Genomic DNA, 13,704 nt, shown 5'->3' with positions numbered 1-13,704 from the left:
CACCATGCAAACACTTCGTACCACCAGCCTTGAGGTCCGCGATAACCAACTGTGGATCCTCGACCAGCAAGCACTACCACAACAACAAAACTGGCTGCCTGCGCACACTGTGGCGCAGCTGGTCGATCATATCCATGCGCTGCGTGTACGTGGAGCCCCGCTGATTGGCCTATCAGCCAGCTTGCTGCTGGCGCTGCTGGGCGAGCAAGGTGTGAACCGCGCGGAATTGGCGGAGGCGCTGGAGGTGTTGCGTGCGTCGCGCCCTACTGCCGTCAATCTGATGAACAATCTGGATCGCATGAAGATTGCGCTGGCGGAGAGTGACCACGTTAGCGCCCTGAGCGTCGAAGCGTTGCGTCTGGTGGCGGAAGATAAGTTGTTGTGTGACAACATTGCCCGTGCCGGTACGGCGCTGGTCAAGCCCGGCAGCCAGCTGCTGACGCACTGCAATACCGGCGGCCTCGCCACCGCAGGTGTCGGTACGGCGCTAGGGGTGATTGCGCATGCCCATCAGCAAGGTTTAGTGAAAAACGTTTGGGTGGATGAAACGCGTCCGCTGTTGCAGGGCGGTCGCTTAACCGCGTGGGAACTGGGCGAGCTGAACATTCCTTATCAACTGATCACTGACTCGATGGCCGCGAGTTTGATGGCGCGCGGCGTGGTCGATGCGATTTGGGTCGGCGCGGATCGAATTGCCGCCAATGGCGATGTCGCCAACAAAATTGGCACCTATAGCCTGGCGGTGCTGGCGCATTATCACGGTATTCCGTTCTATGTCGCTGCGCCGCACACCACGCTGGATCGCCTCTGCCCGAACGGCGATGCGATTCCGATTGAGCAGCGTGCCGCCAGCGAAGTGACCGGCGTGTCAGGCAGTTTTGGTAGCGTGCAGTGGGCACCGGAGAATGCAGCGGTCTATAACCCGGCGTTTGATGTCACGCCTGCCGCCTTGATCAGCGGCTGGGTGTTGGATACCGGCGTGGTGACGCCTGAACAGGTTAAGGAAGGGATTTTCCAGCCTTAAACGCGCCATGAATGACAAGGTCGCCATCAATGGCGACCCTTAAATGGCTTATCTCATTTTACCGTGCGCGCGTTAAACGCACTTTTCGTCACGCCAGACGGGGATAGGCATCCGCAATCTTGTCGCCCGTAAAGTTAGCGACCCAGCCTTCCTGATTATCGAAAATACGAATCGCGGTGAAGTGCGGTTCAGAACCCATATCAAACCAGTGCGCCGTGCCTTCAGGCACTGAAATCAGATCGTTCTTCTCGCACAGAATCTGGTACACCTCGTTGCCAATATGCAGGCAGAACAGGCCAGAACCTTCGACGAAGAAACGCACTTCATCTTCGCTGTGCGTATGCTCGTTGAGGAATTTTTCACGCAGCGTCGCTTTGTTCGGGTTATCGGCCCGCATGCTCAGCACATCCCAGCTCTGATAGCCCTTCTCTGCCACCAGACGATCAATGGCGTGCTGATAGGCTTTGATCACCGTATCCGCGTCAGGATCTTTTCCCAGATCGCGATCGGCTTCCCAGCGTTCGAAGCGGACGTTTTTGGCATTCAGACGCTCACGAATTGCCTCGGCATCGGTACTGTGCCACACCGGCTGGCTGGATTCGGTATCGCTAAAAATAGTCAGTGCACTCATGTTAAATCGACTCCGGATTAATCTGCGAAAAATCGTTTACCTGATGATGGCGACTGGCGTTATCGGCCTCGCCACGAATTAACTGCAATGTGTGCCAGCCGGCTTCCGTCGCGGCGTCCAGTTCCTGATGAATATCAGACAGGAACAGTAGCGATGAAGGCGCCAGGCCAATCTGTTCGGCGATGTTGTGATACGACTGGGTTTCACGCTTGGCACCGACGGCGGTATCAAAATAGCCGCTAAACAGCGAGGTTAAATCACCTTCATCGCTGTAGCCAAATAACAGTTTCTGCGCAGGCACAGAACCCGAGGAATATACATACAGCGCGATGCCCTGCTGCTGCCAGCGCTCAAAAGCGGGCAGCACATCCGGATAGAGGTGACCGGTGAACTGGCCTTCAACGTAACCGGCACGCCAGATCATCCCCTGCAACGCTTTCAGGCCCGGTGATTTGCGATCCTCATCGATGTAACCAATCAGCGTGGCGATCACCTCATCCAGTGATGCCTGTGGCGCCGCTGATTCTTCACGCACGGCGTTCAGCGCCGCAATGACCTTCTCATCCGCTTGGTTTTCACGCACAAATGCCGCCAGATGCTGACGTGCATAAGGGAACAGGACGTTGTGCACAAACTGAATATCACTGGTGGTGCCTTCAATATCGGTAACAATCGCGCGAATCATTTCGTCTCCAGCAATCGACGTTGCAGTTCACATTCAAACAGGAATTCCAGACCTTCCAAATGGCGACGCGCTTCGTTGACGTCTTTACCCCAACAGGTCAAGCCATGTCCGCGCAGCAGGAAGGCATATTGCATCGGTGCGTCCGCCGCGAAGGTTTCAATACGTTGCGCCAGCGCATCAATGTCCTGATCGTTATCAAACAGGGGAATGGCGATGGTATTCAGATGCGTGTCCTGTCCGGCGAGGGTTTTCTGCATTTCATAACCGCTCAGTAACAGCGCATGCCCTTTTTCCACTCGCGACAGCACGGTGGAGTTCACCGTGTGCGTATGCAGCACGGCGCCAGCCTGCGGAAACAGGCGATAAATCAAAGTATGCAGCCCGGTTTCCGCCGAGGGTTTACGCCCGGAAGGTACGCTGTTGGTGGCAATTTCAACCTGTATGAAATCATCACGCGTCAGGCTGCCTTTATCTTTGCCCGATGCGCTCAGCAGACAATACTCGGCGTCCTGACGCACCGACATGTTGCCGCCGGTGGCCGGTGCCCAGCCTTTCGCGCCAATCCAGTGACACGCGGCCACTAAATGTTCCAGTGGGAGAAAATCCGTCATAGTGAGGGTGAAGCTCCGCAGGTTAGTTTTAGACGTCTAAGCGTCTCGATTGCCAAATATTAGCATCCTGTGTAGAGTGGCAGCAACACAGGGTTTCTCCGCATCGACATTCGCGCTTAAGGCCATCTAATAATGACGCAGCACAACCTGATCCCCGAGAGCAAGCTACCGGCGCTCGGCACCACGATTTTTACGCAAATGAGCGCCCTTGCCGCGCAGCACAACGCCATCAACCTTTCACAGGGTTTTCCGGATTTTGACGGCCCGCGTTATTTACAGGATCGTCTGGCTTATCATGTTAGCCAGGGCGCAAACCAATATGCGCCAATGACCGGTGTGTTACCACTGCGCGAAGCGATTGCCGATAAAACCGTCGAGCTGTATGGGCACAAACCCGATGTAAACAGTGATATCACCGTCACCGCAGGCGCGACTGAAGCGCTGTATGCCGCTATCACCGCGCTGGTGCGTCCGGGCGATGAAGTGATCTGTTTCGATCCTAGCTATGACAGTTACGCACCGGCGGTGCAACTGGCTGGTGGCGTGCTGAAACGTATTGCATTACAGCCACCGGGATTTCGCGTGGACTGGAGCGAATTCCGCAGCCTGCTGAGCGCGAAAACCCGTTTAGTGATCCTGAACACCCCGCACAATCCTTCCGCTACCGTGTGGCGTAAGAGCGATTATGCCGAGCTGTGGCAGGCCATCGCCGAGCAGGAAATTTATGTGCTGAGCGATGAAGTCTACGAGCACATCTGCTTTGATGAAGAAGGCCATGCCAGCGTGTTGGCGCATGCTGAGCTGCGCCAGCGCGCGATTGCCGTTTCATCATTCGGTAAAACGTTCCATATGACCGGCTGGAAGGTCGGCTACTGCATCGCGCCTGCAGCGATCAGCGCGGAAATCCGCAAGGTGCATCAATATCTTACCTTCTCGGTGAATACCCCGGCGCAGTTAGCGATTGCCGATATGCTGCGTCAGGAGCCGGAACACTATCGTGATTTGCCAGCATTTTACCGCGCACGCCGTGATTGCCTGGTGGAAGCCTTGTCAGGCAGTCGCTTCAAGGTCCTGCCGTGCGAAGGCACCTATTTCGTGCTGCTGGATTACAGCGCCATTTCCGATCTGGATGACGTGAGTTTCTGCCAGTGGCTGACCAAAGAAGTCGGCGTGGCGGCGATTCCGCTGTCGGTGTTCTGCGCCGATCCGTTCCCGCACAAGCTGATTCGCCTGTGCTTTGCCAAACAGGAAGCGACGCTTATCGCCGCTGCGGAGCGCTTATGTCAGCTTTGAAAATTACCGTTCTGCAAGAAACCCTGAGCTGGATGGATGGTGAAGCCAATCTGCGACACTTTGACGGCGTATTGAAAGGCATTGAAGGCCGCGATCTGATTCTGCTGCCTGAAATGTTCACCACGGGTTTTGCCATGGAAGCGGCGGAGAGTTCGCTGCCGCAGCAGCAGGTGATCGATTGGCTGCACGGCCATGCCAAAACCAGCAATGCGTTAGTGGGCGGCAGCGCGGCGATTCAAACCGAAAAAGGCGCCGTGAACCGTTTTCTGCTGGTGGAGCCGAATGGCACCGTGCATCAGTATGACAAACGCCATCTGTTCCGCATGGCCAATGAGCATGAGCATTATGTCGCGGGTGACACGCGCGAAGTGTTTACCTGGCGTGGCTGGCGCATTCTGCCGCAGATTTGCTACGACCTGCGTTTCCCGGTGTTCTCCCGCAATCACAATGATTACGATCTGGCGCTGTACGTCGCCAACTGGCCCGCGCCACGTGCGCTGCATTGGCAGTCTTTACTATTAGCGCGTGCCATTGAAAATCAGGCCTACGTTGCGGGTTGCAACCGCGTCGGCAGCGACGGCAACAGCCATCAATACAGCGGTGATAGCCGGATCATTTCGCCACTGGGCGAGATTCTGGCCGCAGGCGAACCTTTCGCCCGCACTCGTCTGGACGCAGAGTTGTCGCTGGACGATCTGCAAGCCTACCGCGAACGCTTCCCGGCGTGGCGCGATGCCGATGGGTATACATTGAAGTAAATGTCTTGCCGCGTCTCTCTGACGCGGCTTTATCTCTCTCATTATTTTTTGTTTCCACATTGGAAACACCCCTCGTTTCGACTACAATGTTTCCATGTTGGAACATGCCGAGGGAATGATGCACGTTATTTCAAGGAAGATGTTTGCTGAAGCTGCACTGCGCTTTCCCAATGATGCAGCTGCACTGGACGCCACTTACCGCACTTTACATGGCAGAGATTTTGCCGATCCAGAGGCACTTAAAGACTTTTTTCCAAGCCTGGATCGAATGAAGTATCGGGTGAAATGGTGGGTGATCAATGTTGGTGGCAACAATCTTAGGTTGATGTTTTTTGCCGACTTCATCGCTGGGCGTATTTTCATTAAGCACATCAGTACTCATGCTGAATACGATAAATTGGTTAAGTTCTATCGGGAGAACAAAGAATGATCGCCGAAGCTATTCAGGCCTCAGATAACCTGATTAAAGCCGTGCCCCTGCTTGGCGGTAGTCAATCGAAAGCAGATTATGAGCAAGCGTTAGAGCTGGTTGAGTATTTGGTGGAGCATCAACCTTCTCATCCGCTGATTGATATGCTGACTGATAAAGTCGCGAAATACGAAGAGCATGCGCCGGAGTTTGCAGCCTTCAATTCACGCGTTAAGATCCTGCCGGGCGGAGTCGCGCTGCTGCGAGTTTTGATGGATCAACATGGTTTAAATCAATCATCTTTCACTCAGGAAATTGGTCAGCGCTCTTATGTTAGCCGTATTTTGAAAGGTGAACGTATGCTAACCGATAAACACAAAGCCGCACTGGCTAAGCGTTTTAACCTGCCATTCGAAGCCTTTCGCGAAGATTAAAAGTAAAGCCGCAGCGTGTGAGCGCTGCGGCTTTAGTTCGATTACAGCTCGAAGCGGTCCAGATTCATCACTTTGGTCCAGGCGGCCACGAAGTCATTGACGAACTTCTGTTTGGCATCGCTGCTGGCGTAGACTTCAGACAGTGCGCGCAGGATGGCGTTGGAACCAAATACCAGATCGGCACGCGTGGCACTGAACTTCACTTCACCGCTGGCACGATCGCGACCTTCAAAACGCTCTTCACTCTCATCGGTAGCGCGCCATGCAGTGCGCATATCCAGCAGATTCACAAAGAAATCATTGCTCAATACACCAACACGGTCGGTGAATGCACCTTGCTGGCTGCCGTCGAAGTGGGTGCCTAGCACGCGCAGGCCACCCAGCAGCACGGTTAATTCCGGTGCGCTCAGCGTCAGCTGTTGGGCTTTATCCAGCAGCAGGGTTTCAGTTGATGAGCCGCCCGCAATACGGCGATAGTTGCGGAAACCATCTGCCAGCGGTTGCAGCACGTCGAATGACTCAACCTCAGTCTGATCCTGACGCGCATCCACACGACCTGGCGTAAACGGCACTTGCACCGCCACACCCGCCGCTGCCGCAGCCAGTTCAATGCCCACGCTGCCCGCCAGTACGATGATATCGGCCAGTGACGCTTTGCCAGACTCTTGCTGAATTTTCTGCAGGGTTGGCAGCACATCGTGTACCACGCTGGCATTCACCGCCCAAGTGTTTTGCGGTGCCAGTGCCAGACGCGCACCGTTCGCACCGCCGCGTTTGTCGCCGCCACGGAAGGACGATGCCGAAGCCCAGGCAGCCGAAACCAATTGGCTCACGCTCAGGCCGGATGCGGCAATTTTCGCTTTCAGATCGGTGATCTCATCGGCGGTTGGCTGATGGATGGCAGCTGGCAACGGATCCTGCCAGATCAGATCTTCTTTTGGCACTTCCGGGCCGATGTAACGCGCTTTTGGCCCCATATCGCGGTGCGTCAATTTGAACCAGGCGCGGGCAAAGGCTTCATTAAAGGCCTGCGGATCGTTGAGGAAGCGACGCGAGATCTTGCCGAACTCTTCATCGAATCGCAGCGTCAGGTCGGTCACCAACATGGTTGGCTTGCGCTTTTTCTCAGGATCGAATGGGTCAGGAATGATCGCTTCTGCATTCACCGCTTCAAACTGGATCGCGCCCGCTGGGCTGTGTGTCTGCACCCATTCGTATTTGAACAGGTTCTCGAAGAAGTAGTTGCTCCACTGCGTTGGCGTCTGCGTCCACACCACTTCAAGGCCGGAAGTAATGGCATCCGCACCGGCACCGCTGCCGTAGCTGCTGTTCCAGCCGAGGCCCTGCGCTTCCAGCGGTGAAGCTTCTGGATCGACACCCACATGGCTGGCAGCTGCCGCACCATGCGTTTTGCCCAAGGTATGACCACCGGCAATCAGCGCGACGATCTCTTCATCGTTCATGCCCATATTGCCGAAGGTGGCGCGAATCGCTGGCGCCGCTGACTTCGGATCGCCACTCGCTTCTGGCCCTTCCGGGTTGACGTAAATCAGGCCCATTTCGGTGGCACCCACCGGTGCGTTGGCCAGACTTTCTGGATGGCGGTGCGCCAGCCATTCGGTCTCGTTACCCCAATCCACATCCATATCCGGTTCCCACACGTCTTCACGACCGGCACCAAAGCCGAAGGTGCGGAAGCCTGCGTTCTCCAGAGAGACGTTACCCGCGAGGATATAGAGGTCGGCCCAGGAAATTTTCTGACCGTATTTTTGCTTCACCGGCCACAGCAGGCGACGCGCTTTATCGAGGCTGACGTTATCTGGCCAGGAGTTAAGCGGTGCAAAACGCTGCTGACCACGGCCGGAACCGCCACGACCATCCACGGTGCGGTAAGTACCGGCACTGTGCCACGCCATGCGAATGAACAGCCCAATATAGCTGCCCCAGTCGGCTGGCCACCAGGATTGAGAATCGGTGAGGATAGCGCGGATGTCAGCTTTCAGCGCCGGATAATCCAGCTTGCTGAACTCGTCGCGGTAATTGAAGTTTTCACTGAGGGGATTGGAACGGCTGGAGTGCTGATTTAACAGATCGACACGTAACATATTCGGCCACCAGTCGCGGTTGGTTGTCCCGCTTCCGGCGCCGCGTGCCAGTACGCTTTTTTCTTCAGACGCCCCATGATGGAAGGGGCATTTGCCTGAGGCGGCTACATTATCGTTATTATCTTGCGTGCTCATTTTTCGGCTCCGTTTGCTTCACATTGTCCGGTAAAGATAACCGCACATTGTGAAAGAATATATTTGGATGAACCGAAGGTTTTGATAGTTACTGTCTTTCAAGCGCAGCGTGTGACATGGCGCACAAAAAGTGGAGGTTTACACTTTGGTGCGCCTGAATGCGCACTCTACGGTAGTGAGCGGGATCGTAGCGTCGCCATTTATAGCGACTGTCAAACGTGCAGCTAAGCCTAATTAACTGCCGCGGTAGGTCGACCACGACCACGGGGATATCAGAAACGGCAGATGATAATGGCTGCCCGATGCACCAATCACAAAATCAATCTGCGCGCTGACATACAGCGCATCACGTCCATCGGCGGCAAAGTAGTCACCGATCTCCGCCGTCAGTCTATAGTGGCCTGGCGCTAACGGCTCTGGGGTTAAATCCTTGATGCGGCCATCGCTGTCAGTGTCGCCTTCCGCGATCGGCAGCCAGCCTTCCGGGCTGTTCTGTTCCAGCGAAATGGCCACGCCGATCGCCGGTTTGCCCAGCGCGGTGTCCAGAATGTGTGTGGTAATGGTGCTCATACAATGCTCTCCTTTAACCGTAACAGGGTGATTTCACGCAGTTGCGTCAGCGCTTCCTGCTGTTCTGTCACCTCATCATTGTTGAGCCTGCGCTGCAATTCCGCCAGCATCTCCTCGCCACTGCGCCCTTTCGCCCGGATTAAAAACACCCGGCCAAAGCGCTGCTCGTAGGATTGATTGCCCGCCAGCATGGCAAACTGCAGCGCGCCATCGGCCTGCTGCATCGCCGACTGTTCATTGCGTGACAATGCTGCCTCTTTGCCCGCGCCCGCGGCTTTTTCACCAATGCGTGGATGCGCGCTCAGGGCTTGTGCCAGTTCTGCGCCTTGCCAATGTTTTGCCAGCAGGTCGGCAGCGCGATACAACGCCGCCACATCGGCATAAGGCCGCGCTGCCACCAGCGCCTGCTGCCAATCGGGAATCGCCACACAGTGGGCTATCGACGCTTGCGCATCCGTTGCAGTAGATCGGTTAAACTCCGCTAACTCCATGCCGCGGCTCCTTAAGCGTGTGCCAAATCGTTGACCGCCTGCAGATAAGCCTGCACGCCGATTGCCACATCGGCGACCTGCACTGACTCGGCTGGATGATGGCTAATACCGCGATAGTTGCGCACGAACAGCATGCCAACCGGCCAGCGCTCTGCGATGGCAATCGCGTCGTGCCCCGCGCCGCTCGGCAGTGAGACACTGCGGCCTTGCACCGTTTCCACCGCGTGGCTCAATGCCTGCTGCAAACGCGTATCACAGGCAGTCGCCGCAATACGATAATACTCATTGGCGGTGAAGGTCAGTCCACGACGCAAGGCAATCGCTTCTGCTTGCGTCAGCAGCGTGGACAACAGGCGCTCCAGCGGCTCATCCTGCGGTCCGCGCACATCCAGTGAAAACTGTACTTCACCAGGGATAACATTCACCGCGCCCGGCAAACAGCTCAGAGTGCCAACCGTGGCCACCAGCTGCGGATCGTGCTCAGCGGTGGTGTGTTCGACAAACACCATCCACTCGGCGGTGGCGGCCAGCGCATCTTTGCGATGATTCATTGGCACGGTGCCCGCATGGCCAGCTTCACCGACAAAGCGGCAATTCAGGCGACGCGCGCCGTTAATCGCAGTCACCACGCCCAGTGCCAGATCTTCCTGTTCCAGACACGGCCCTTGCTCAATATGCAGTTCGAGGTAAGCCGCAATGTCATTGACGTCACGCGCGGCCTGCAGAATGTTCGCGGCATCGAGCCCGACATCTTGCATCGCTTCCGCCACGGTAATCGCGTTACCATCTGGATGCGTCACCCAGCTCTCCGGCCAGGTGCCAGTAATGCCCCGGCTGCCCAATAACGTAATACCAAAGCGCGTGCCTTCCTCATCACCGAATCCGATAATTTCAATCGCCAGCGGCAGACGCTGATGACGATCGTGCAGCCACTGCACGGTTTCGATGGCACTCAGCACGCCCAGCATGCCGTCATAACGGCCAGCATTACGTACCGTATCCAGATGTGAGCCCAGCAGCAGCGCCTGCGCGCCGGGTTCAGCAGATTCATAGCGACCGCAGATATTGCCCACCGCATCTTGCCAGGTGGTCATGCCAGCCGCCTGCATCCATTCTGCCACGCGGGCGTTGGCACGCACTTGTTCTGGCGAGAGATAGACGCGCGTCAGGCCATCCTCACTTTCACTGATTTCAGCCAGGGCATCGCAGCGCGCCATGACACGGGCGGCGGCGGTTTGCGCCTCGCTGGCGGTCATCAGGCTACTGCTCATGCGTGGCTCCCGTAATGATCCCAGGCGGCCTGCAACGCTGCACCTTGAGTCGAGCGATAACCCACATGATTCAGCACGGCTTCCAGCGCGCTCAGGGTTTGCATCACGCAATCTTTGCGCGCGTTATAGCCCATGGTACCGATACGCCACACTTTGCCGTGCAGCGGGCCAAACGAGGTGCCGATCTCAATACCGAAATCTTCCAGTACCAACTTGCGCACCTGATCGCCGTTGACACCCTGCGGGATCACCACGCCAAGTACGTTATTCATTTTGTGTTTGAGATCGCCGAAGGTTTCGAGACCCATGCCTTGAATGCCTTTCAGCATTGCATCGCCATGCAGCTTGTGGCGCGCGATACCGACATCCAGTCCTTCCTGCATCATCAGACGCGCACACTCACGTGCACCAAACAGCGCGGTGGTCGCTTCCGTGTGATGGTTCAGACGCTCCGGTCCCCAATAATCCATGATCATGCCGAGATCGAAATAGTTGGAGTAGATCATCTCGTCATCGCCATCCTGATGATCGGCGGTGCGAATGCCCTCTTCCACGCACTTACGTTTGCGGATCACCGCTTCCATCTGCGCGCTCAGCGTGATCGGCGAAGTACCCGACGGGCCACCGAGGCATTTCTGCATCCCGGCGGAAACGGCATCTAATCCCCAGGCATCCGTTTCCAGCACGTTACCGCCGATGGATGCGGTGGCATCGGTGTAAAACAGCACGCCATGTTTTTGGCAGATGGCACCAAGCTCTTCCAGCGGTTGCAGCATGGTGGTAGAGGTATCGCCCTGCACCGTCAGCAGCAGGCGCGGCCGCACTTTTTTGATCGCATCTTCAATCTGATCCGGGGTGAACACTTCGCCCCACGGCACTTCAATGGTGTGCACTTCCGCACGGCAGCGGCGGGCAATTTCACACAGCAGATGACCAAAGCGCCCAAACACCGGCACCAGCACTTTGTCACCCGGACGGATCGCCGAGAGCAGAATCGCTTCGATACCGGCACGCGAGGTGCCGTCAATCAACAGGGTCCAGCGGTTTTCGGTCCGGAATACGCCACGGTACAACGCCATCACTTCATTCATATAATGGGTCATTGCAGGATCGTACTGCCCCAGCAACTGGCTCGACATGGCACGCAGAACGCGCGGATCGGCGTTGATCGGTCCCGGCCCCATCAGCAGGCGTTGTGGCGGATTAATTTGCGAAAACTGACTGATATCCATGTGCTATTCCTTTTGAAGACTTAAAGACGGACGGTGGAGATAAACTGTTTAAGCTCGGCGGTCTGCGGATTGGCAAACAGCGTTTTGCTGTCGCCCTGCTCCCAGACGCGGCCCTGATGCATAAACACCACGCGATCGCCCACATCACGGGCGAAGTTCATTTCATGGGTAACGAGGATCAACGTCATGCCCTCGGCAGCCAGTTGTTCCAGCACCTTCAGTACTTCGCCCACCAGCTCAGGATCGAGCGCTGAAGTGATCTCATCACAGAGTAAAACTTTCGGCTGCATCGCCAGCGCACGGGCAATCGCCACACGCTGCTGCTGACCGCCGGATAAATTGGCCGGATAGTAGTTGATGCGTTCGCCAAGGCCGACCTTTTCCAGCATTTGCGTTGCCAGTTCGCGGCATTCGGCTTCGCTTTTCTTCAATACGCGGCGCGGCGCCAGCATCACGTTTTCCAACGCGGTCATGTGCGGGAACAGGTTGAAGTTCTGGAACACCATGCCCACCGAGCGGCTGATGTCACGCGCCTGCGACTCACGATCGGTGATCGTCATGCCACCGAGTTTGATGCTGCCTTCCTGATAGCCTTCCAGTCCGTTCATGCAGCGCAGTAAGGTACTTTTGCCCGAGCCGCTGCGGCCGATGATCGAGATCACCTCGCCGTTGTCGATATCCAGATCGACGCCTTTCAGAACGTGGTTGTCGCCGTAGTACTTCTGGACCTGATTAATGGTGATGAGCGGCATTGAATTTTTTCTCCAGGTACTGGCTGTAACGCGACAGCGGATAACACATCAGGAAGTAACCCAGCGCCACCAGGCCAAATACCTTGAAAGGCTGATAAGTCACGTTATTCAAAATGGTGCCGGCTTTGGTCAGCTCGACGAAACCGATAATCGATGCCAGCGCGGTGCCTTTGATCACCTGCACGGCAAAGCCCACGGTGGGCGCGATGGCGATGCGGATCGCCTGCGGTGCCACGACGCGAAACAGCGTTTGACCAAAAGTCAGCCCGAGGCAACGCGACGCTTCCCATTGCCCTTTTGGTAAAGCACGAATACTGCCGTGCCAGATATCCACCAGAAACGCGCTGGTGTAGAAAGTTAATGCCAGCGAGGCCGCAGTCCAGGGCGCAACATCAATACCAAACAACGCGACACCAAAGAAGGCGAGGAACAGCTGCATCAACAGCGGTGTGCCCTGAAACAGCTCGGTGTAACAGCGAACGCAGCGCGTTAGCCAGGGACGTTTCAGCAAACGTAAAAACAGCAACGGTAAGGTCACCAGCGTGCCGCCGAAAAAGGCCACCAGCGACAGTAAAATCGTCCAGCGCGCCGCCAGCAGCAGGTTGCGCAGGATGTCCCAGTCAGTAAACGTGGTCATGCGGGCTGCGCTCCAAACCATTTACGTCCCAGCGCCAGCAGCAGCTGTCGCATGGCAATCGACAACGCCAGATAAATCAACGTGGTCACCAGATAGACTTCAAAACTCAAAAAGGTGCGTGACTGAATCAGGTTGGCGGCAAAGGTGAGTTCTTCGTACGACACCTGCGATACCACCGACGAACCGAGCATCACGATAATGCACTGGCTCACCAGCGCCGGATAAATGCGCTGCAAAGACGGCGGTAATACCACGCGAATAAACGTCTGGGTGCGGGTTAAGCCCAACACGCGACCCGCTTCCCACTGTCCACGCGGCGTCACCTGAATACCGGCACGAATAATTTCGGTGCTGTAGGCGCCGAGGTTAATCAACATCGCCAGCAGCGCAGCTTCGCCCGCCGTCAGTTTCAGACCAAGATTGGGCAAACCAAAGACGATAAAAAACAGCTGTACCACGAATGGCGTGTTACGGATCAGCTCGACATAAACGCCCCAGAGGCGACTCGCCCAGCTCGGTTTACCGCTGCGCAGTGCAGCACCGAGAATCCCGAGGCTCACCCCGCCGACGGTGGCAAGCACCGTTATCTGAATCGTGACCCACAGCCCGGCCAGCAACTCTGGCCAGTGCGGCCAGAGCTCTGCAAAGTTAAGTTGCCCAATCATC

At 56.3% G+C, this 13,704-nt stretch carries 16 protein-coding genes; 5 read left to right on the top strand and 11 right to left on the bottom strand.

The annotated features are described in order from the left end of the window. Positions 1–4: 4 nt before the first annotated feature. A complete protein-coding gene (gene mtnA / locus HA45_RS02525) occupies positions 5–1,024 on the top strand; it encodes an S-methyl-5-thioribose-1-phosphate isomerase (protein ID WP_100702178.1) in 1,020 nt (339 codons plus the stop codon). 88 nt (positions 1,025–1,112) lie between these two features. Here the strand turns inward: mtnA and HA45_RS02520 are convergent, their stop codons facing one another. Genes HA45_RS02520 through HA45_RS02510 form a run of 3 tightly spaced genes read right to left on the bottom strand, consistent with a single transcriptional unit; the run spans position 1,113 to position 2,951 of the window. Then, positions 1,113–1,655 (bottom strand): 1,2-dihydroxy-3-keto-5-methylthiopentene dioxygenase, encoded by a 543-nt coding sequence (locus HA45_RS02520; RefSeq protein WP_100702177.1) that lies wholly within the window; start codon positions 1,653–1,655, stop codon positions 1,113–1,115. A gap of 1 nt (position 1,656) precedes the next feature. Then, the gene (mtnC, locus tag HA45_RS02515) at positions 1,657–2,340 is read right to left on the bottom strand and encodes an acireductone synthase (protein ID WP_100702176.1); all 684 of its coding nucleotides are present in this window, start codon (positions 2,338–2,340) and stop codon (positions 1,657–1,659) included. Next, entirely contained in the window at positions 2,337–2,951 is a 615-nt protein-coding gene (locus HA45_RS02510) for a methylthioribulose 1-phosphate dehydratase (protein WP_100702175.1), read from the bottom strand. The genes mtnC and HA45_RS02510 overlap by 4 nt, the downstream gene beginning before the upstream one ends. A 132-nt stretch (positions 2,952–3,083) precedes the next feature. On the opposite strand from HA45_RS02510, the gene HA45_RS02505 reads away from it, so the two are divergent. The 4 genes from HA45_RS02505 (at position 3,084) to HA45_RS02490 (ending at position 5,845) form a co-directional block, all read left to right on the top strand. Then, positions 3,084–4,244: a pyridoxal phosphate-dependent aminotransferase gene (locus HA45_RS02505; protein WP_100702174.1), complete on the top strand. Its 1,161-nt coding sequence runs from the start codon at positions 3,084–3,086 to the stop codon at positions 4,242–4,244. After that, positions 4,232–5,002, top strand: coding sequence for an amidohydrolase (locus HA45_RS02500; protein WP_100702173.1), 771 nt, complete (start codon positions 4,232–4,234; stop codon positions 5,000–5,002). Before HA45_RS02505 ends, HA45_RS02500 begins: the two co-directional genes overlap by 13 nt. Positions 5,003–5,120: 118 nt before the next feature. Then, complete coding sequence (locus HA45_RS02495; RefSeq protein ID WP_100702711.1) at positions 5,121–5,432, top strand: type II toxin-antitoxin system HigB family toxin; 312 nt, start codon at positions 5,121–5,123, stop codon at positions 5,430–5,432. Further along, positions 5,429–5,845: a helix-turn-helix domain-containing protein gene (locus HA45_RS02490; protein WP_100702172.1), complete on the top strand. Its 417-nt coding sequence runs from the start codon at positions 5,429–5,431 to the stop codon at positions 5,843–5,845. Before HA45_RS02495 ends, HA45_RS02490 begins: the two co-directional genes overlap by 4 nt. A gap of 41 nt (positions 5,846–5,886) precedes the next feature. On the opposite strand, the gene katG is transcribed toward HA45_RS02490, so the two are convergent. From katG to HA45_RS02450, 8 genes are all read right to left on the bottom strand, one after another. Next, complete coding sequence (gene katG / locus HA45_RS02485; protein WP_100702171.1) at positions 5,887–8,085, bottom strand: catalase/peroxidase HPI; 2,199 nt, start codon at positions 8,083–8,085, stop codon at positions 5,887–5,889. A gap of 234 nt (positions 8,086–8,319) precedes the next feature. Next, on the bottom strand, positions 8,320–8,655 hold the full coding sequence (gene uraH, locus HA45_RS02480; RefSeq protein WP_100702170.1) for a hydroxyisourate hydrolase: 336 nt from the start codon (positions 8,653–8,655) through the stop codon (positions 8,320–8,322). After that, a complete protein-coding gene (gene uraD / locus HA45_RS02475) occupies positions 8,652–9,146 on the bottom strand; it encodes a 2-oxo-4-hydroxy-4-carboxy-5-ureidoimidazoline decarboxylase (RefSeq protein WP_100702169.1) in 495 nt (164 codons plus the stop codon). Before uraD ends, uraH begins: the two co-directional genes overlap by 4 nt. 11 nt (positions 9,147–9,157) lie before the next feature. Next, complete coding sequence (hpxK, locus tag HA45_RS02470) at positions 9,158–10,417, bottom strand: allantoate amidohydrolase (RefSeq protein ID WP_100702168.1); 1,260 nt, start codon at positions 10,415–10,417, stop codon at positions 9,158–9,160. After that, positions 10,414–11,649, bottom strand: coding sequence for a pyridoxal-phosphate-dependent aminotransferase family protein (locus HA45_RS02465; protein WP_100702167.1), 1,236 nt, complete (start codon positions 11,647–11,649; stop codon positions 10,414–10,416). The genes hpxK and HA45_RS02465 overlap by 4 nt, the downstream gene beginning before the upstream one ends. A gap of 20 nt (positions 11,650–11,669) precedes the next feature. Further along, complete coding sequence (locus HA45_RS02460) at positions 11,670–12,401, bottom strand: amino acid ABC transporter ATP-binding protein (RefSeq protein ID WP_100702166.1); 732 nt, start codon at positions 12,399–12,401, stop codon at positions 11,670–11,672. Then, positions 12,382–13,038, bottom strand: coding sequence for an amino acid ABC transporter permease (locus HA45_RS02455; protein ID WP_100702165.1), 657 nt, complete (start codon positions 13,036–13,038; stop codon positions 12,382–12,384). Before HA45_RS02455 ends, HA45_RS02460 begins: the two co-directional genes overlap by 20 nt. Continuing rightward, positions 13,035–13,703 (bottom strand): amino acid ABC transporter permease, encoded by a 669-nt coding sequence (locus tag HA45_RS02450; RefSeq protein ID WP_100702164.1) that lies wholly within the window; start codon positions 13,701–13,703, stop codon positions 13,035–13,037. Before HA45_RS02450 ends, HA45_RS02455 begins: the two co-directional genes overlap by 4 nt. Position 13,704: the final 1 nt, after the last annotated feature.

The organism is Pantoea rodasii, from assembly GCF_002095465.1.
Classification (GTDB): Bacteria; Pseudomonadota; Gammaproteobacteria; order Enterobacterales; family Enterobacteriaceae; genus Pantoea; species Pantoea rodasii.
The sequence above is the reverse complement of the archived record's forward strand: the minus strand, read 5'-3'. Positions and strand labels throughout refer to the sequence as shown.